This window comes from Streptococcus sp. KHUD_010, assembly GCF_040207525.1.
Lineage (GTDB): Bacteria > Bacillota > Bacilli > Lactobacillales > Streptococcaceae > Streptococcus > Streptococcus hominis.
In genome coordinates this window covers 174,337-193,559 of record NZ_CP157941.1, presented here as the reverse complement: position 1 = coordinate 193,559, position 19,223 = coordinate 174,337, and the positions used below count along the sequence as shown (strand labels likewise).

Sequence of the window (19,223 nt, the reverse complement as noted above, 5' to 3'; positions counted from 1 at the left end):
TAACATTCGTTTTTCGTTTTTTACTTATCAAAATTAGGCTTATAGAAAGAGCGGTTGTCCATAGCAAAGATTCGATTGGTCATCTCACCCTCGCCAACCAAGGCTAGAGCCGAAGTCATCATCATCATTTCCGCATCTAAATTATCAATCATGTGGATAATTTCAGCTTCCATGATTTTCGGACGCACTGGACTACCGTATTCCAACAGGCCGTGATGACTTAGCAAAACATGACGGAGAATAATGACATCTTCTCTAGTGTCGTCAATTTTTAATTCTGCCAACACTTTTGTTATTTCTTCATCAATCAAAGCGATGTGTCCGATGAGATTGCCTCGAACAGTGTATTCTGTTTGCTCTGGGCCTGTCAATTCCAGCACCTTTGCTAAATCATGGAGCATAATTCCTGCATAAAGTAAACTCTTATTTAGTTGCGGGTAAATCTCACCAATAGCATTTGCTAGCCGCACCATAGTCGCAGTATGAAAAGCAAGTCCTGCCTCAAAAGCATGGTGATTGGTTTTCGCTGCTGGATAGGAGTAAAATTCTTTATCGTATTTAGCATACAAAGCCCGTACCACACGCTGCCAAACTGGATTTTCAATTTTAAAAATCATTTGCGAGAGATAGTCACGTAACTCTTGGACATCAACCGGTGGTTTTTCCTTAAAATCAGCCGGATTGTTTGGCTCGCCAACTTTAGGCAATCGCAAGGTAATTTGATTGACTTGAGGGGTGTTGTTATACACTTCTCTGCGCCCTTGCATGTGAACGACTTTCCCAGCAGTAAATTCTTCCACATTGTGTGGTTGTGCATCCCACAATTTTCCTTCAATCGTTCCTGTGTCATCTTGAAAAGTAAATGCCAAATAATTTTTTCCAGCTCTTGTCTGACGCAGTTCAGCGGATTTGATGAGGTAAAACCCCTCAAATAGCTCGTCTTTTTTCATTTGGTTAATCTTCATATTCTTCCTCTTCATCTTGGAAATCTAGTAGACCGTTGAAGTCCGACTTGTCCGAAATTTCAATATGGCGCAAAGTTCGCTCGATAGCATTGGTTCTGCGCGTCAGCAATTCATCAATATTGCCAGAAGCATGTTGCAGATGTTTTTGTGCCTTGAGCAAAATGCCACCAAATTTATTAAATTCTGATTTGACATTGCCCAAAACCTTACTGATGTCATCTGCACTTCGTTGAATGTTGAGCGTTTTAAAACCAACCGAAAGCGAATTGAGTAGGGCAGACAACGTAGACGGTCCTGCGACCACAATCTGCTCGTCTCGACGCAAACTGTCAAAGAATTCCGGATTGCGAACGACTTCTGAATAAAGCCCTTCCGTTGGTAAAAACATCACGCCAAAGTTTGTTGTTGCAGGAGGTGCTAAGTATTTCTTATTGATGTCCTTGGCAAAACGTTTGACACTCGCTAGCAAAGACTTGCGGTACAAATCAATCTCTTCTTTGTTTCCTGATTCGTAAGCATCCTCTAATCGATAGTAGTCAGCAAGCGGAAACTTGGAATCAATCGGCAAATAGATATATTCTTTTTCCACTTGTCCCGGTAATTTAATCGCATACTCTACGCGCTCACTAGATCCTGCAACCGTCGCAAATTCGCGTTCATACTGGCTCGGTGTCATAATATCTTCAATAATCTGACCAAGCTGCAATTCTCCTAAAATTCCACGCGTTTTGGTATTGGAGAGCACTTTGTTTAAAGTACCGACATCACGCGCCACACTTTGCATTTCTCCCAAGCCACGATTGACCGACTCTAATTGTTTTGAAACTGTTTCAAAAGACGTTTGCAATCTCGCCTGCAACGTTTTCTCTAATTTTTCTTCCACTGTTTGGCGCATTTGCTCTAAACGACGGTCATTTGACTCTTGAATCTGACGCATTCGTTCGTCTGTCTTATCACGATTTTTAGTTAGATTCTCGCTTATCTCTAACCGCATTTCCGTTAAATTTCGATGTAAATCCGTGCGCACCTCACCCAAACGATCTCCCAGAGCCAATTCCAGTTGTTGTTGTGTCAGAAGACTTCGTTGCCGTTCTTGCTCAAAACGGTAATCCAACTGATCAGATAAGTGATCAGCTTGATCTTCCAGCAATTTCTGTACCTGATCTGTCTGTTGCTGATTCTTTTGCCACAAAAGAAAGGTTACAATAAGATTTCCCAACAATAAGAGGATGATTACAAACTCCATACTAACTCCTGTCTTTGCTATAAATGACAATAACATAACCTGATTGGCACTCTAAAAAAACGGGCTCATCTATAAATTCGTTAGAAGCATACACTTTTTTGAAAAAATAATTGGATTCGTTTAAAGGATATTTGGCTCCTTCAATGCTCAACCGACTATTGTCCGCAGGCATAAAAGCTAAATAGTTCATACCAGCTACTGGCTTTATCTCATGACGACCTTGAGGGAAATAGCGGAGCTCATTTTGTGCATTGCGCAGTCGAATTTGCTGCATATAAGGAGTAATTTCTGGATTACTCGGCAAGAAAATATTTGCCAAAGTATGATCCAAGCGCCCGCCAAAAGCACCAAAAATCGTCACTTGCGCCTGTGGAGAACGTGCAAAAACAGCTTTGACAGCCAACTCTAAATCCGTATCATCTTTTTCAGGTTGTGCTTGAAGTACCTCTTTCGATTGAGAACAAATCAAAGCCAACTCTTCCTCCGAAACAGAATCAAAATCACCGACCGATAAATCTGGGCAAATGCCTTGTTCAATGAGAAACAGGCTTCCTCTGTCCACTCCGATAAAAATGTCAAAATCCATTTGAAAGCTATCTATCGTCCCACCAGCAAAGAGAGCAATTTTAATCATGCAATGCTTCTTTCAAGGTTTGAACCTGATGAGCGACATCACCTTTGAACACATAACTACCTGCCACAAAGACATTAGCACCGGCCTCTTTGGCAATGCGAATGGTTTCATCATCAATACCACCGTCTACTTCAATATCAAAGTCTAGTTGGTTCACTTCTCTCAAAACGACTAATTCGCGTACTTTATCCATTGTTTCTGGTAGAAAAGCTTGTCCACCGAAACCCGGATTGACAGTCATTACTAAGACTTGGTCAACCAGATTAAGTACGTTTTTCACCGCTTCAACGGGCGTTCCCGGATTGATAACAACACTTGCCTTGACACCAGCTGCCCGAATCTTTTGCAAAGCTCCGTGAATATGTGGTGTTGCTTCAGCGTGGATGCTGATAATATCTGCACCCGCACGAGCAAAATCTTCAATATGGTGTTCTGGATTGGATACCATAAGATGACAATCAAATACCAATCTACTGTGTGGTCGCATGCTCGCAACCACACCTGCGCCGAAGCTGATATTGGGAACAAAATGTCCGTCCATAATATCAATATGAGCGTACTCTGCCCCTGTGGCTTCTAATTTTTTCAATTCTGATTCAAAGTTTGCATAGTCTGCACTTAAAATAGACGGTGCAATTTTATAAGATTTCATTTAGCTTCCTCCTCATTTAGGTTGCTTTTTAACTGCTTTTTTATAGATTTCACGACGATGTTCAATTTCACTCAAAAATTGCAAGTAATCTTCAAATCGAAAGGCTGCAATTGTTCCATTTTCAACCGCAGGTTTCACCGCACAATTCGGTTCATGCGTATGAGTACAGGTTCGGAATTTACAGCTGCGACTGACTTCAGCAATTTCGGGAAATGCTCGGTTTAAATCCTCCGCATTGTCCACTTCGTAATCCAAGGAAGAAAATCCCGGGGTATCCGCAATTTTTCCTCCATTAAGATTGTAAAAACTGACAGCTCGTGTCGTATGACGACCGCGACCTAGACTCTCTGAAATCTCACCTGTTTCTAATTGCAAATCTGGTGCGATTTTATTGAGCAAAGTGGATTTGCCAACTCCTGTCTGCCCCATGAAAACCGTCTTTTTACTTGTCAAAAATGGCAACAGTTCTGTGACCGTTTTGGCAGTATCATAACCAATCGCTTGGTAAACCTCAAGGAAAGCATCTAACTCTTTATCGTCCTCCAACAAATCCAATTTACTGATATAAATAATCGGATGAATGGCTTTCTGCTCCAAAAGAACTAAGAACCGATCCAAAAGATTGGGATTAAAATCTGGCTCTTTGGCACTCATTATCACGACAGCCTGATCGATATTAACAATAGGTGGGCGTACCAGACTGTTTTTTCGCTCTGCTATTTTTAAAATGTATCCTTCAGAATCTTTCTCAGCAGAAAATTCGACCTCATCTCCCACATAAGGCGTTTGACCTTTCTTGCGAAAATTCCCTCTAGCTCTGGTCTGATACACCTTGCTTTCCGACTCTACATAATAGAAGCCAGCTAAGGCTTTCACGATTGTTCCTTTCAAATGAACTCCTTTAACCTTAATAAGTTCATTATATCAAAAAAACAAGTATTTTGCTTTTTAGTGCAAAAAAATGATGAAAAACGTCGCCAATGTGGTATAATAGATACCGAGCGGAAATGGCGGAACGGCAGACGCGCATGCTTCAGGCGCATGTGTCCATTCGGACGTGAGGGTTCAAATCCCTTTTTCCGCATTTTTATTTTGTTAGGTGTTTTGGTATTGCAGCTTATGCTGCGCTTTGCTTTCTCGCCTAAAACAAAATAGCCTATTTTGAATGCTTCTATCGAGCCCATTCAAAAATTGCTTATTCTAAATTGTGGAAAGGTGGCCCAGCTTGGTACGGCACCGGACTCGAAATCCGGCAAATGGATTTTATTCATGCGCGGGTTCAAATCCCGTCCTTTCCTTATAAAGAGCCTCACTAAGACGAACTTAGCGAGGCTTTTTGTTTACAATATTATTCAACTTATCTGAATCCTTCATCATATAAGCTGTCTGCTAAACGCGCAAATTCTTGCAAATCAAGCGCTTCTCCTCGTACACTTGGAGATAACTCAGCATTGTCCAAAGCGGACTCTAGCTTTGTTTTGACTTCATTAGACTTCCCAAAATAACTGGTCAGATTATTCCAGAGGGTTTTCCGGCGGTGGGTAAAACTAGCTTTTGAGACTTTGAAGAAGAAAGCTTCATCTTTGACCCCAACTGCTGGCTGGTCTCTGCGGACCATCTTGAGGATAGCCGAATCCACATTTGGGGCAGGAACAAAGACTGTTCGTGGTACGATAAAAGCGACCTTGGCGGTCATATAATACTGCACTGCTATTGACAAACTGCCATAAGATTTACTATTGGGCTGCGCCGAGATACGATCAGCCACTTCTCGCTGCATCATCACGACAAATTCACTAAAAGGAATGCCACTCTCAATCAAGTGCATGAGGATAGGAGTGGTAATGTAGTAAGGCAGGTTGGCCACCACTTTGATAGGAAGATTTGGATTAGCAAATTCCTTGATTCGGGCTTGCAAGTCTGACTTAAGAATATCTTCATTGACCACGCGCACATTGTCAAAATCCCGCAGAGTATCTGCCAAAATCGGCACCAAGCGATCATCAATTTCAAAAGCCATGACTTCGGCTGCATTTTCCGCCAAAAACTCAGTCAGTGCCCCGATGCCTGGTCCGATTTCGATAACATTAACATTCTCATCAATCTCAGCTGTGTCCACAATTTTTTGTAAAATATTGGTATCAGTCAAGAAATTCTGACCGAACGATTTTTTAAAAGTAAAGCCATGACGCTCAAGCACAGCCCGCGTCACACTATAATCCGCAATTCTCATAAATCTCTTTTCTATCTGTTATCTGAATAAAATATATAAAATTCGCATAATTCCCAGCACAAGCAAAATCCAAAATGCCGGATGAATACGGCGTTTAGTTTCTGTTGAAGTAGATTCAGTCACATCAGTCATTTGCTTGTTTTTTTGATTTTTACCTTTCTTCAACTCATCTTGGTAGGCAACCGAATTTAGAATATTATCTACTGGCAACATGTCTGAAGCATAATCATCTGGGAAACCCATAGCTATCCCAAGCAAATCTTTATCTGTTAAAGAAAAATCCAAATCTTTCGGTTGATTTTGCTGAATAGCACGGACATTTTTTAAAAGTTTGTCAGAAGCAATAGGCAACTCGTCCATAGAAATAATTTCTAAAACGTCAAATCCTAGCGTATCGCCCTCTTTGATATTTGCAGTAATGTAACACACAAAGTCATCGTACAGTTGCAAAGTTTGTGGAGCATGCTGCTCTAAAAAGGAGCGATTGCGACGAGCATTCTGATGAAAGTTTTCAACAGAAAGAGTAATCCCCATATCCTGTGTCCGATAAAATTCTTCTGTTTTTCCTTTATCTTCTTTTTCAAGCTCTTCTGCTTTTTGCCATAGAGCAATGGCTGTTTGCAACTCTTCTTCACCCCAAAACAGTTGCCAGAAATAAGGAATCATATAAATTCCCTCTGCTAAAACACGTGCCTCATCTCCGTTTTTTAAATAAATATAGCTTCTATTTGCCATCTCGCTTCCTTTCGTATTTTTTTCATTCCATCTCAACATCTGTCAATCCAATCTCAAATAATTCTAGTCGTTTGAGCAATTGTTTCTCATTTGGATAGCCCATGCAGAATTCTTCAACTCAGAATCCACAACATTTTTGGACATCAACTTCATATGAAACCAGTAGTACATAATGTTTCATTAGTGACATCAGTCATCATCACTGTCAAGCACTTCAAACACAATCTTTTGTAAATATCAAAATTGACATATTATCGCCAGCTAAATCCCCCTTACCACTCATCATGCTTAAAAAACATACTAAACGCTATAATATTCGACTATCATTCTCCGGTTTTCTCTGTTGTTAGTTGCGTCAAAATTCGGTAGAGTTTCTCTTGTGCCTCTTGATCATAAACCGAGCGATTGGCTTTGACCTCTTGGCATTTTTCATTGTATAAAAAGCCGTTATAGCTGTTTCCCGTGGCGAGAGCGACATAGGTTTGTGCCATTTCTTCAGGCGAAATTGAGAATCGAGATTTCAGTTTGTATAGGTTTTTCATAAAGGAAGAAAGGTGACTATAACGCTTCATATCTACCTTAACACTAGGTACTCTGATAGCCTGAATTGTAACGTCTTTGTACCTTGCTCTCATAGCTAAGGTCAGCATCAGAAGCGCTAATTTGTTCTGGTAATAAGTTTTTGAAGGGGTGTAAGATTGTTCGCCCTTTAGATTATCAAAATTCAATTTAATAAAAGGATAGGCTTGTAAACCTTGCGATGAAATATTGAGAATGCGACCACTCTCGGACTCTTTCAATAAGGGAATAAAAGACTGGGATAGCAAAAAAGGAGCTACAACATTGGTCGCAAACTGCTTTTCCAATCCATCTTTGGTTAAAACTGGTTGCTTAATTGATAAATCAAAGTCAGCAGCATTATTTATCAAGACATCAAGCGCTCCTTGAGTCTGGATATAATTTTCAATAGCTGTTTTGGTACTCGTTAAGTCAGAAAGATCTGCTAATAGGTAGCTGACATGAGAATTACCAGTTTCACTAATGATTGTCTCACAGGCGCTCTCAGCTCTCTCTTTACTACGACAAAAAATCGTTACCTGCCAGCCTTTATCAGCTAGCTGTTTAGCTGCTTGATAACCTATCCCGCTATTTCCACCTGTTATAATACATTTTTTCATACTATTCCTTTACCTTTCACTTTCTTGATAATGCGCCATCACGCTCTCAACTTTTGCTAAATTTATCCCAAATAATTCCAAGCGTTTAAGCAATTGTTTCCCATTTGAATAGCCAATACGGAGTTCTTTCCCTAAAAACTCACGACGTTTGCGGCTATCATTTCCAGCTAGAAATCCTAAACGAATCAAATCTGAGCGCGTAATGTCAAAATCAGTCGTTTTTTCAAAATTCTTAGTCACCTGCGAAAGAGCTGTCCTCAAATCTTCATAAGAAGCATGCTCAATACCTAATGATTTTCCTTTACTTTTAGACTTGGGAGCTGCCTCATTGCGCTTTAAAAAAGCATGCTGAACGCTAGGAATCTCTGTCATAATCATTCTACGAATCCGCTCGCCATTGACATCTGGATCGGTAAAAACGATCACTCCATGCAAGTTATGGAGATGTTTGATGCGTTGAATGTCTTTTTGACAAATCGCAGACCCTCTCGTTTCATAAGTTTCTACGTCAAAGTATCTTTTAAGGTTAGCTGTATCATCTCGACCTTCTACAACGATGACTTGAGAAATTTTTTCTTTCATCAATCTTCTTTCAAATTAAATATTCGCAGCGCATTTTCATAGGTCGCTTGCGCAACTTCTCCGACAGTCAAACTACGAAGTTCTGCAATCTTGTCTACAACATAGCGAGTATAAGCCGTCCGGTTTTCACGACCACGTTTTGGAACAGGAGCTAAGTAAGGTGCATCAGTTTCAACTAGGATTTTATCCAAAGGGAGGTTTTGCGCAGCTTCCTGCACATCTACAGCCTTCTTAAACGTGACCACACCCGAAAATGAAATCATCATACCAAGCTGGATAAAACGCTCTGCCATTTCCAAAGAACCTGAATAAGAGTGCACAATGCCGCCGCGAGGACCAACACCTTCATTTTTAATAATCTCATATGTGTCGTCCAAGGCATCACGAGTGTGCACTACAAAAGGCAAGTCAAGATCTTTTGATAATTGAATCTGCCGCCGAAAAACTCGCTCTTGCATCTCTTTCGGTGTTGTCATCCAATGATAATCCAATCCAATTTCACCAAGGGCAATAACTTTGGGAGCATGCAAATGACTGACAAGCATGTCCTCCACTTCCTGCGTGTAAGAACCTGCCTCCGTCGGGTGCCAGCCAATCGTACTGTAAAGCTCATCATATTGACGAGACAGCGCTAGCGACTTTTCAATGGTTTCTGCATCAAAACCCACAATATTCATCTTGGTAACACCTAACTCGCGTGCAAAAGCAATTTCTTCAGCTTCTTTGCCTGCAAAATTGTCCACGTTGAGGTGTGTGTGCGTATCAAAAATATTCATCATTCATTCCTCTTTATATCAGTTTCTATTATATCAAAATCTCTGAGCAAATGCAGATTGTCCCTTTGTTCTCCAACAAAAAACCAGCGGTCTCGAGTTTCCGTTGGTTCTTCATCTTGTATTCGTTTGGATTATGCAGCCAAAACTTTGCGTCCCTTACGACGACGGCTTGCAAGTACGCGACGACCGTTTTTAGTTGCCATACGATGACGGAAACCATGTTTGCGCGCACGACGGATTTTACTTGGTTGATAAGTACGTTTCACTTTGAATACCTCCTCTTAGATTCTTGTATTCGTTTAGCCGGCTATTGTGATCAGTTACTAAACATACTTTACTATTCTATATGATTCTACGCCTTTTGTCAATAGCAGCGTGGAATTGTTTTTGGTAAATCTAAAGAAAGGTTGCTTAAACCTCTTACAATTTTCTGGTTGCCTCATAAAAAGGAATGAGAGTTGTCATAGCTTTCTGGAGTTGCTCCAACACTTGTCTTACTGATGTGGCTTGGGCTAAATCTACATCGTATTTTACTAAGACTTTACGGACTTGCCCTATTTTTACTTGCTGGCTCAAATACTGCCGATTTTCTTCTGTCCCAGCAAATCGTTGACTGACACCATTTATTTGAGCCAAGTAATAAACTGGAGTTGCGATTGGCACCTGCAAAACTCGATTTTGCTTCGTCAGACTGGTTTCATCTTTCTTGCGCTCGATAAAGCTGACTTCTAACGATACTCCAAAATCTCTTGGCTTCCCATATAAACGCAGCGCAAACATTGGTTCTGTGATATCGCCATAACCACACAAATAGTTCCAAAAATGGGGACGCAAAATTTGAGCTTGATTCATCCAGTTGCTGGTACGCTCCAGAGTTAATTTTGGATAAGATGTTTGAAATTGCTTAACCAAGTCTGAAAATTCCGTACGTGCTGTCTGACCTTTCTGTTTAACATCAAGCATCGTCTCTCTCAATTCTCCCGCTTTATCAGGAGAAATATATTTATGTCCTTGTAATGCTAAGTAAGTTTCAATAGCTGGAAAAATAGACATGTAAGCTCCTTTCTTCTCAATCTCAAGCACGTCAATTAGTGGACTAAGCGGAAAGAAAGACTGAAAAGAAATTCTTCTCAGTCCTTAGTTTATTATTCACTGTCAATATCCACGACAACATAACGATTTGGCTCATCACCTTCTGAATAGCTGGTAAGCCCGTCCATTTTAGAAATGATACGGTGGATAATTTTCCGCTCATTGTTGGACATTGGGTCGGTTTTTTGACTATGCTGGTATTCCAACACACGGTCAGCCAATTTTTGAGCGTAGCTTTGTAGAACTTCTGCTCGATGTTCTACATAATCATTAACATTGATAGAAATGTAAAAACTCTTAGAATAGCGATTATAAAGATAATTCTGTGCCAACAATTGAAGAGCTTTCAGCACTTTTCCGTGATAGCCGATAATGCGACCAGGCTCATTGGTATCAATCTGCATATTGATTGTCCGACGATTATGAGCACTTGCAATGCTAGCTTCAACGTCCATTTCGTCCACGATGTTTTGCACATAACCTGTCACACTCGCAACAACTTCTTCAACATCATAATCTTCTTCCACTTGAATGCCCAAATCTTCAAAATCAGCCGGCTCCTCAGCTATCGGTTGGACTTCCGAGTGCTTTTCTACAGCCTGCCCAAAAGCAATAATCTTGTCAGTTGGCTTTTCTTCTTGAGCGACCGATTTTTGAAAATTTACGATGTCACTATCTTTCAATAAGTCAATTGTGCCTGTTTCTTCAAGAATCGTGCTGGCTTCTTTTTCGTGCTTCAAAATTTCAGCTTTCACATCATCTGAGATTTCCTTGCCTTCTTCTTCGATTTTTTTAATGGCTGCAACAACATGTCCTAAGTCAACAGTTGCTTCACTCACGCTTTTAACGGGCTCATTTTGAGCATTGATTGCTTCCGGAACACCTTTGACAGCCTTTTGATTTGCCTTTACCACCGTCGTTTCGTTAATGGGCTCCACATCAACTTGGGCTAATTTCTTGCCAAATAATCCTAAAAATCCTTTTTTCTCACGAGAAATCACTTTGATATGTGCTTTCATCCGTGGAATATCTAACTCGCGCAAGCCATTTTGAATGGCTTCTTCAACACTCGCTCCTGTAAATAATACCATACAAGTGCCTCCTTACTTTCTCTTTTTTTGTGCTTTACGATAAGCACGTTTTTTCTTTTCTTCACGTTCCCGCTCAGCAGTCGCTTTCGCTTCTCTTTCTGCAATGATTTTATACGGATTGCTTAGTAAAAGCGTTTGGAACACCTGATACGCATACGATGTGCTCCAATATAAAGCAACCCCACTTGCTACACTCATGGCAAAGAAGAAGACAAATAGCGGCATGACAAACATCATTCCTGTCATCAAGCCATTACGCTCTGCCATTCCTTTATTGCTCAACCAAGTACTCAAAAAGGTGAAAACAGCTGCTAAAACTGGCAAAATATAATAGGGATCTGTCGCGCCCAGATTCAGCCATAGAAAGTGCCCTACTTTAAGAAATTCAACACGCGTCAAAGCATGATACAAGGCAATCAACACAGGCATTTGAATGAGCAAGGGCCAAAATGATGCCGATGGCTTTACTCCTAATTCCTTATACAGCTTTTGTGTTTCTTCTGCCAAACGACTGCGACTTTCCATGTCGCGTCCTGGATACTTCGCCTGCAATTCTTTCACTAACGGCTGCGCTTCCTGCATTTTCCGAGAAGCATTGATCTGCAATTGGAAAACAGGCAAAAGAACTGTCCGAATAATCAATGTGAAAAGAATAATCCCAATTCCTGTACTTCCATTGAATGACAGGAAACGAATCGTTACGGCGAAGAAATAGACAAATCTCTCCCATAAATCCGGCGAACTCGCTGTGACCTCACTCGTCCCACACGCCGTTAAGATGAGCGAAGCTAAAACTAAAAGCCCCGCCAGTTTACTTTTCTTTTTCACTACTCAAACCTTCCTGATAAATTTTTGCTATTTTTAGTACATGAAGTAAATTTTGTTCCAATTCTTGATAGGTCAGAAATTCTACACCTTTCCGTGCAATGACGACAAAATCAAGCGTCGCTAGCTCTGCTTGATGAGCTATCAAAACGTGTCGAATACGGCGCTTAATCTTGTTGCGCATTACTGCATTTCCCAGTTTTTTACTGACAGATATTCCTACTCGAAAGTGTTTTTGCTTCTTTTCTAATGTATAAATGACGAATTTTCTGTTGGCAAAACTTTGCCCACTTTTGAAAATCGCATTAAAATCTTTCTCGCTCTTGACGCGATAGCTTTTCTTCAAAACTCAACTCCATCTACCAAAATTATATCTATTATACCATAATTTTCAAAAAAACCAATAAGAGCAGGTATATTCACCATTTTGACATATTCCAACGGAAGCGAAAAGGCATTTAATTCACTCTTATTCTGTTAAAGGAATCGTAAAGCCAAAAAAGAGCGACTAAGATTGTCTCCTAGTCCCTCCTCTTGTATCTTATACTAAATGATTACCGACACTTGTAACTCATAGTTATATTTTTCAACTATTTGCTAGATTCTTTTGCAAAAAATTGCGTAGCTGCAACTGCTGCTTTCCAGCCTTTGTACAATTTTTGGCGCTCTGCTTCTAGCATAGCAGGTTGGAACGTTTCCCCGACCGCATTTAATGTTTTCAACTCCTCCATGTCTTTCCAATAACCAACCGCAAGTCCTGCTAGAAAAGCTGCTCCAAGAGCCGTTGTTTCCAAATTTGCCGCACGCGCTAACTCAATTCCCAGAATATCTGCTTGAAACTGCATGAGGAAATCATTCATGGCAGCACCACCATCTACCTTCAGGACTTGGATAGCTGTACCTGTGTCCATTTGCATCGTATCAATGATATCGCGCACTTGATAAGCAATGGATTGCAGAGTTGCTTTGATAAAATCTTCTTTACTCGTTCCACGTGTCAAGCCAAAAATAGAACCTCTTGCTTCTGGATCCCAATAAGGCGCTCCAAGCCCCGTAAAGGCTGGAACAATATATACTTCATTTTCATTAGTTGATTTTTTTGCATATTGCTCAGATTCAGGTGAGCTAGCAATCATACGAAGGCCGTCACGAAGCCACTGAATGGCACTACCTGCAATAAAAATCGAACCTTCCAAAGCATAAGTCACTTTGCCATTTATCCCATAACCAATAGTCGTCAAAAGATTATTTTTTGATAAATTGCATTCCTGACCAGTATTCATAATGATGAAAGAGCCTGTCCCATAAGTATTCTTCACCATTCCTGGCTCAAATACTAATTGCCCAAAGAGAGCTGCCTGCTGATCGCCCGCCATTCCTGCAATTGGTACCTCTCCACCATAAAAATGATAGGGTGCTGTTTTGCCATAAATTTCTGAATTCGAGCGAACTTCTGGCAACATAGCCTTAGGGATATTGAGCAAGGATAAAATCTCATCATCCCATTGTAACTCTTTGATATTGTATAGCATGGTCCGCGCTGCATTTGAATAATCTGTCACATGAGCCGCACCATCCGTTAATTTCCAAACCAACCAGGTATCAATCGTACCAAAAAGCAATTCTCCTCGCTCTGCACGTTCCTGCGCGCCCTCTACCTGATCCAAAATCCAGCGTACCTTGGTCGCAGAGAAATAAGCATCTATGATTAAACCTGTTTTTTGATGAAAGAAATCTACATATCCATCTTGCTTGAGCTTTTCTGCTAAAGGAGCTGTTTGCCGAGACTGCCAGACAATGGCATTGTAAATGGGCAAACCCGTTTTCTTATCCCACACAACTGTTGTCTCCCGTTGATTAGTAATGCCAATTGCTTCCATCTCTGTGGGCTTGATGCCACTTTCAATAAAAGCATTTGCAATGACCGACTGCACAGAATTCCAAATCTCATTTGCATTGTGCTCAACCCAGCCCGCCTGTGGAAAAATCTGAGTAAACTCTTTTTGACTCGTAGCAACCTTCTCACCTTTCTTATTGAAAATAATCGCCCGTGAGCTGGTTGTTCCTTGGTCAATCGCCATGATATAAGTTTCTTGTGACATAAAGCGCCTCCGTTGTATAATCTGCTTTTATTATACATAATAAAGCGCTTTCTTTCTATCTTTTTCTTCTGTTTTTGTGAAAATTTCACTTAAACTTTGTTTCAAGTATATAAAAAACGACTTCCTTCCAGAAGCCGTTCCGTTATTTACACATTACAAGCGAGCATTCAATTCTTTGCTCAATTCTTCAAATCCCGGTTTTCCAAGAAGAGCAAACATATTTTTCTTGTAAGCTTCTACACCTGGTTGGTCAAATGGGTTAATAGCATTCAAGTAGCCAGAAATAGCGATAGCAAGCTCAAAGAAGTAAATAGTGTAACCAAGAGTAAAGGCGTCTTGCTCTGGAAGAGTGACATACATATTTGGCACGTCACCGTCAGTATGAGCTAAAAGTACACCGTCTGTCGCTTTCTTGTTAACAAAGTCAACATCTTTTCCTTGAAGATATCCAAGTCCGTCTAAGTCTTCTGCCAATTCAGGAATCGTCACGTTTTTGCGTGGTTTGTCCACACGGACAACTGTTTCAAACATAATACGCGCACCTTCTTGGATAAATTGTCCAAGAGAGTGAAGGTCTGTTGAGAAGTTAGCTGAAGTTGGGTAGATTCCTTTTTGGTCTTTTCCTTCTGACTCACCAGCTAATTGTTTCCACCATTCTGAGAAGTATTGCAGAGATGGTTCGTAGTTAACCAAAATTTCAGTCGCATAGCCTTTGCGATAAAGGATATTACGAAGAGCTGCGTACTGATAAGCTTCGTTTTCTGCAATCTTGTCTGAAGTGTAGTCCTTACGAGCAGCATTGGCACCTTCCATAAGGGCTTTGATGTCAGCGCCTGATGCAGCGATTGGAAGCAATCCAACTGCTGTCAATACTGAGAAGCGTCCACCGATGTCATCTGGAACCACAAATGTTTCCCAACCGTTAGCATCTGCTTCAACCTTAACAGCACCTTTTTGGCGGTCAGTTGTCGCATAGATACGTTTGTTAGCTTCTTCTTGACCGTATTTATTAATCAAGAGTTCTTTGAAGACGCGGAAAGCAATAGCAGGTTCTGTCGTTGTCCCTGATTTAGAAATCACATTAACTGAGAAATCTTTATCCGAAACGTATTCCACCAAGTCTGCAAGGTAAGTAGATGAGATAGAGTTTCCAGCATAAAGAATTTGTGGAGCTTTGCGTTCTTCTTTGGTTTGCAAGTTTGCAAAATGATTGCTCAAGAAATCAATCGCTGCTTTTGCTCCAAGGTATGACCCACCAATCCCAATCACGACCAAAACATCGCTGTCTGATTTGATTTGTTCTGCCGCTTTCAAAATGCGAGCGAATTCTTCTTTGTCATAGTTTTCTGGAAGGTCAAGCCAGCCACGGAAGTCACTTCCTGCACCAGTTCCTTTGCGCAACAGTTCATCTGCCGCAGAAACTTGTGTTTGCATGTAATCTACTTCATGCGGTGCAACAAATTTTCCAAGCACGTTTGAGTAATTAAACTGAATATGTGTCATTATAGTCCTCCAATTTTTCTTATCTACTATGATACCGCTTTACTACTTTTTTATCAAGCAATTTTCTTGACTAAAACGTTTCCAAATTGTTTTTTTATAATTAACTTTCAAAAATCGCAATCTCATACCAATCTTTAAAGCAATCGTTTGCGTAAATCAAAAAATAACCACCCACAGAATACTTCTAAAATAAAAAATAGAGGAAAATAAATAGTAGCCTAATCTTAGGTTCTAGAGTTTAACTAATGTTTCCTTTTTTGAGTCGATTATTTTGCAGAGACAGCAAAAGTGCCAACAGTGAAAAGACAACAAAAATAAACCAACACAAATAGATATTGTAGGCAGAGAGAACTGAAAAGATGACCGTTCCTAAAGGCAAAGAGAAGGTAAACAACAATCCGATAAAATTATTGCTTTGAGCCAAGACATCAGATGGTAGATTTGCCATTAACATAGCATCCAGTTTAGGCGTGGATTTCCCCATTATGTAAGCAGAAAAAGCTAAGATAATAATCCCAATAATTGGTGGCAATCCTACTAAGTTGCTAATGCCAACTAGTCCAAATGAAGAACTATTCATTATGAGCAGAAATGAAAATGATTTTTTTGAAAAATAATCGTGAGGTGTTAAACTTCCTAAAATAGCACCAACCAATAAAACCACTTCTACAATTAGGATAGATTGTGCATAAGTCAGGTAAAAAATGGCATGTTTTAAAAAATAAAAATTGTAAATACTATTAACAGCTCCTCCTATCATATTCAAGGTTAAAATTGCAAGTAACAGGTGAATGAATGAAGTATTTTCGGATTCTTGAAAAATCAACTCCATATTTTGATAAAGCATTTTAAATTGCGTAAAAAGAGAAGTTTTTTCAGGAGTTGCTACCACAGCTTCATGAGTTAATTGACGACGCTTGTGCAAAAGCACTAAAGAAGAAGCTAAAAATGACAGCGCATTAATTATGGCAACTAGTGCAAAATTATTGTCTAAAGTTGCGAGCAACCAGACCCCTACTGTTTGTCCAGTAATGCTGCATAAATAAGTGATAAATTGCGTAAAGGAATAGGCTTCAAATAAATCAGCTTTTTCTAAATTCTTTTGCAAAATCGGCATTCTTAACCCACCAGCATAGTCACTTAACATATCTGTTATCACATTCAACAAACAGATGATTGCAAAAATGAGAAATGTTTTATTAGAAATCAGAAAAGCTACTCCTGTAAATAGAAGTGCCTGAACAAAGCCGATAACAATCATGAAATCGCCTTTTCTACCTGTCCTATCAGCTTGTACTCCTATCCAAAATGTGAAAAGTGTAGGAATAATTGTAATGATATTTGCAATAAACACAGCTGTATTGGCATAAGGCAAACTAGCAGCATAAATCACAAACACAATATTGTATAAATAAGACCCCATTAGGTTAAGCATCCGAGAGAGCGTAATACTTCTATATAGTGCATTTGAGAAGAATAATTTCATATCAAGTTTCCTTTCAAACTTTTGTTGCACTAAGTATAACTTGAAAAGCGACTTCCAAAACAAAATTGTCATATATTCAACTCCGTTTTTGAGCAAAAAAATAAGGAAAGCAGTCTATTTTTGATTCTACAGACTCATTTCCTCACTTTAAATTTTTTTGCAAAAAAGTTCCGATTGTCATTTATTCACATTCTTTTAACCAGTCAGACATATTTTTGGAGTAATAATCAGCACTCTGCTTGCAACCTATGATTTCAAGAGTTGATATAGCATTTTTCATTTTTGTAAGACCTCCATCTCTCTTTCCCAAAATATAATCATGCTGTCCATCTGCAAATAAATAGACAATTCTCAGGTATGCATCATTTTCATCAAAAAATTTTTCTTTGATTTTTGTATCAAAATAAGCAGCTTTTGTTAAACTTTTTTCTGCAATGGATTTAAACAAACCATTTAAAAGAATCGTGTAAATATAGTTTTTGTTTTTCTGTAAATCTCCTAAAAAATCAACCTTTTGAAGCATTTCTCGAGCATATCGAAAGTAAAGATCAAGAGGGAGCAAGGTGGCAATATCTGAAAACAAGCGTAATTCATACTCTCCCCAGATTTCAACAGAAAATAAATAATCATATAAAAAATTCAACTCAATCTCTGTTGCTTGAATGGTTTCATCTAAGAAAAACATGTGACCTTTGATGACAATCGCATTTAGGATATGCTTATCTTCTTTTGCAGATTGATATTGAGTCATTTCATTGTGGTACATTTCCCATAATGTATTCATATCCTTCTTTTCTTGAGCTTGCCACAGTTTATTTTTTAACAAAGTATAGGAAGTGGGCTGGAAGCCACGTACCAAATAGACAAATTCTTCTAATTCTGTTCTAATATTCTCTAGACCAATTAGCAGTTTTGAAGCCGAAATATCTGACGTCCCATTTTCAAATTTACTGAGCATGGAATAGGAAAATTCTTCTCCTGTTGCGGCTTTAAGAGAGATGTGCCGACCTGTTCGCAATTCTCTAAAAATTTCTCCCATGTAATACATATGTCTTTCCTTTACTGAAAAATGATATTGATTCATCACTGAATGTTGTCTTTCGAAAAATTCTTTCAACACACACTTTAGCAATCGTTCATACTTCTTCATATACAAAAAGAGCACACAATCCACACTCGCTTAGGGCTGCTGGATTCCTCCCCTGACCCGCTTCACGCAGAATTGTTGCTCCGATAAGTATTATACCATAAATTTGTTTTTATGCCAATCACGATTTTCTTTTTTCTCAAAAAAGAATAGATATTCAGAGCGAAAAATTGCTAATCTACCAATAATAACATTAACTCTGCTACTATCTGGATAAGAGCATAGCCTTCTTAACAAAATGCTTCATTTTTGTCTCCTCTTTCTAAAAAAATCTTGCATCATCTGAGCACATTCTGCTTCCAAAATCCCACTTTCAAGCTCAACTCGGTGATTGAGTCGCTCATCTGTTAGAATATCATAGAGGCTACCGGCAGCACCAAATTTTTGATTTTTTGCTCCGTAAATAACCCACGGAATGCGAGCTAGACCAATAGCACCGCTACACATGACACAAGGCTCAATAGTGACAAATAGAGTCGTATCTAGCAAGCGCCAGCTTTTTTCATGAGCGTTGGCTTCTTCAATCGCCATCACCTCAGCATGCATGACAGCGCGCTGCAGCTCCTCACGTGCATTATGTCCACGACCGATAATCTTCCCGTCCTTGACAATAACACAACCAATCGGAATTTCATCATTAGCAAGCGCAATCTCTGCTTCTTTCAAAGCCTCCCGCATGAAAAACTCTTTTTCTTCAACTGTGTAGTTCATCTTTTAACCGTATAATCCTCTGTATGATAAAAATCTCCTAATTCATAAGTCGTGACTTCTCTGACATGAAGTTTATATTTGGCAACTAGATCCGCAATATCCTCGCCATTGATTAAAGTAATGACTCTAGTCCCTTGACGAACTGCTTCAATAGCACTTCTTGAAAAATCAGAAGTTGTAATAAAAATACCATATTCTGCATTGTATTTATCCATTGCACCACGGAATTTATCAATCTCCGGAGAAGGAACATTGTTTTCCTAAC

The 19,223-nt window shown here is 39.5% G+C and carries 21 protein-coding genes, 2 tRNA genes and 1 other RNA gene; 2 read left to right on the top strand and 22 right to left on the bottom strand.

Annotated features, from left to right (window positions below; all coding sequences use genetic code 11):
- Positions 1-20: 20 nt before the first annotated feature.
- From ABKA15_RS01050 to rsgA, 5 genes are read right to left on the bottom strand one after another with little or no spacing between them, the layout of a single operon-like run.
- Positions 21-965, bottom strand: coding sequence for a 3'-5' exoribonuclease YhaM family protein (locus tag ABKA15_RS01050; RefSeq protein WP_049514480.1), 945 nt, complete (start codon positions 963-965; stop codon positions 21-23).
- A complete protein-coding gene (rmuC, locus tag ABKA15_RS01045; protein ID WP_049514478.1) occupies positions 955-2,211 on the bottom strand; it encodes a DNA recombination protein RmuC in 1,257 nt (418 codons plus the stop codon). Before rmuC ends, ABKA15_RS01050 begins: the two co-directional genes overlap by 11 nt.
- A 1-nt stretch (position 2,212) precedes the next feature.
- Positions 2,213-2,845, bottom strand: a complete 633-nt coding sequence (locus tag ABKA15_RS01040; protein WP_049514477.1) for a thiamine diphosphokinase — start codon at positions 2,843-2,845, stop codon at positions 2,213-2,215.
- Positions 2,838-3,497 carry a ribulose-phosphate 3-epimerase gene (gene rpe / locus ABKA15_RS01035; RefSeq protein ID WP_049514475.1) on the bottom strand — a complete coding sequence of 220 codons (660 nt, stop codon included), beginning with the start codon at positions 3,495-3,497 and terminating at the stop codon, positions 2,838-2,840. Before rpe ends, ABKA15_RS01040 begins: the two co-directional genes overlap by 8 nt.
- 12 nt (positions 3,498-3,509) lie before the next feature.
- Positions 3,510-4,388: a ribosome small subunit-dependent GTPase A gene (rsgA, locus tag ABKA15_RS01030; protein ID WP_049514473.1), complete on the bottom strand. Its 879-nt coding sequence runs from the start codon at positions 4,386-4,388 to the stop codon at positions 3,510-3,512.
- A gap of 110 nt (positions 4,389-4,498) precedes the next feature.
- On the opposite strand from rsgA, the gene ABKA15_RS01025 reads away from it, so the two are divergent.
- Both ABKA15_RS01025 and ABKA15_RS01020 read left to right on the top strand, forming a co-directional pair.
- A tRNA-Leu gene (locus ABKA15_RS01025) sits at positions 4,499-4,581 on the top strand.
- Between the two features lie 125 nt (positions 4,582-4,706).
- Positions 4,707-4,795: transfer RNA gene (locus tag ABKA15_RS01020), tRNA-Ser, on the top strand.
- Between the two features lie 59 nt (positions 4,796-4,854).
- Here ABKA15_RS01020 and rsmA read toward each other — a convergent pair.
- The 17 genes from rsmA to ABKA15_RS00935 all read right to left on the bottom strand — a co-directional run bounded on the left by rsmA (position 4,855) and on the right by ABKA15_RS00935 (position 19,173).
- A complete protein-coding gene (rsmA, locus tag ABKA15_RS01015) occupies positions 4,855-5,730 on the bottom strand; it encodes a 16S rRNA (adenine(1518)-N(6)/adenine(1519)-N(6))-dimethyltransferase RsmA (RefSeq protein WP_049514471.1) in 876 nt (291 codons plus the stop codon).
- Positions 5,731-5,748: 18 nt separating this feature from the next.
- Entirely contained in the window at positions 5,749-6,465 is a 717-nt protein-coding gene (locus ABKA15_RS01010; RefSeq protein WP_049514469.1) for a hypothetical protein, read from the bottom strand.
- 323 nt (positions 6,466-6,788) lie between these two features.
- On the bottom strand, positions 6,789-7,643 hold the full coding sequence (locus tag ABKA15_RS01005) for an SDR family NAD(P)-dependent oxidoreductase (protein WP_049514465.1): 855 nt from the start codon (positions 7,641-7,643) through the stop codon (positions 6,789-6,791).
- Positions 7,644-7,652: 9 nt separating this feature from the next.
- Positions 7,653-8,225, bottom strand: coding sequence for a ribonuclease M5 (gene rnmV / locus ABKA15_RS01000; RefSeq protein WP_049514464.1), 573 nt, complete (start codon positions 8,223-8,225; stop codon positions 7,653-7,655).
- Complete coding sequence (locus ABKA15_RS00995; RefSeq protein WP_186832729.1) at positions 8,225-9,004, bottom strand: TatD family hydrolase; 780 nt, start codon at positions 9,002-9,004, stop codon at positions 8,225-8,227. The genes rnmV and ABKA15_RS00995 overlap by 1 nt, the downstream gene beginning before the upstream one ends.
- Positions 9,005-9,132: 128 nt before the next feature.
- A complete protein-coding gene (rpmH, locus tag ABKA15_RS00990; RefSeq protein WP_003026476.1) occupies positions 9,133-9,267 on the bottom strand; it encodes a 50S ribosomal protein L34 in 135 nt (44 codons plus the stop codon).
- 154 nt (positions 9,268-9,421) lie between these two features.
- The gene (locus tag ABKA15_RS00985) at positions 9,422-10,054 is read right to left on the bottom strand and encodes a hypothetical protein (RefSeq protein WP_049514462.1); all 633 of its coding nucleotides are present in this window, start codon (positions 10,052-10,054) and stop codon (positions 9,422-9,424) included.
- Positions 10,055-10,146: 92 nt separating this feature from the next.
- Positions 10,147-11,184, bottom strand: a complete 1,038-nt coding sequence (gene jag / locus ABKA15_RS00980) for an RNA-binding cell elongation regulator Jag/EloR (protein WP_003028695.1) — start codon at positions 11,182-11,184, stop codon at positions 10,147-10,149.
- Between the two features lie 12 nt (positions 11,185-11,196).
- A complete protein-coding gene (locus tag ABKA15_RS00975) occupies positions 11,197-12,012 on the bottom strand; it encodes a YidC/Oxa1 family membrane protein insertase (RefSeq protein WP_024052327.1) in 816 nt (271 codons plus the stop codon).
- A complete protein-coding gene (rnpA, locus tag ABKA15_RS00970) occupies positions 11,996-12,355 on the bottom strand; it encodes a ribonuclease P protein component (RefSeq protein ID WP_022526011.1) in 360 nt (119 codons plus the stop codon). The genes ABKA15_RS00975 and rnpA overlap by 17 nt, the downstream gene beginning before the upstream one ends.
- A 244-nt stretch (positions 12,356-12,599) precedes the next feature.
- Entirely contained in the window at positions 12,600-14,111 is a 1,512-nt protein-coding gene (gene glpK / locus ABKA15_RS00965; protein ID WP_049514461.1) for a glycerol kinase GlpK, read from the bottom strand.
- Positions 14,112-14,264: 153 nt separating this feature from the next.
- Positions 14,265-15,614, bottom strand: coding sequence for a glucose-6-phosphate isomerase (locus ABKA15_RS00960; protein WP_049514459.1), 1,350 nt, complete (start codon positions 15,612-15,614; stop codon positions 14,265-14,267).
- A gap of 238 nt (positions 15,615-15,852) precedes the next feature.
- Positions 15,853-17,100: a transporter gene (locus ABKA15_RS00955; protein WP_350015356.1), complete on the bottom strand. Its 1,248-nt coding sequence runs from the start codon at positions 17,098-17,100 to the stop codon at positions 15,853-15,855.
- Positions 17,101-17,281: 181 nt separating this feature from the next.
- Positions 17,282-18,148, bottom strand: coding sequence for an Rgg/GadR/MutR family transcriptional regulator (locus ABKA15_RS00950; protein WP_049514456.1), 867 nt, complete (start codon positions 18,146-18,148; stop codon positions 17,282-17,284).
- A gap of 98 nt (positions 18,149-18,246) precedes the next feature.
- Positions 18,247-18,342, bottom strand: an RNA gene (ffs, locus tag ABKA15_RS00945) — signal recognition particle sRNA small type.
- Between the two features lie 148 nt (positions 18,343-18,490).
- Positions 18,491-18,958: a tRNA adenosine(34) deaminase TadA gene (tadA, locus tag ABKA15_RS00940; protein WP_049514455.1), complete on the bottom strand. Its 468-nt coding sequence runs from the start codon at positions 18,956-18,958 to the stop codon at positions 18,491-18,493.
- Positions 18,955-19,173, bottom strand: a complete 219-nt coding sequence (locus tag ABKA15_RS00935; protein WP_239684968.1) for a restriction endonuclease — start codon at positions 19,171-19,173, stop codon at positions 18,955-18,957. The genes tadA and ABKA15_RS00935 overlap by 4 nt, the downstream gene beginning before the upstream one ends.
- Positions 19,174-19,223 lie beyond the last annotated feature (50 nt).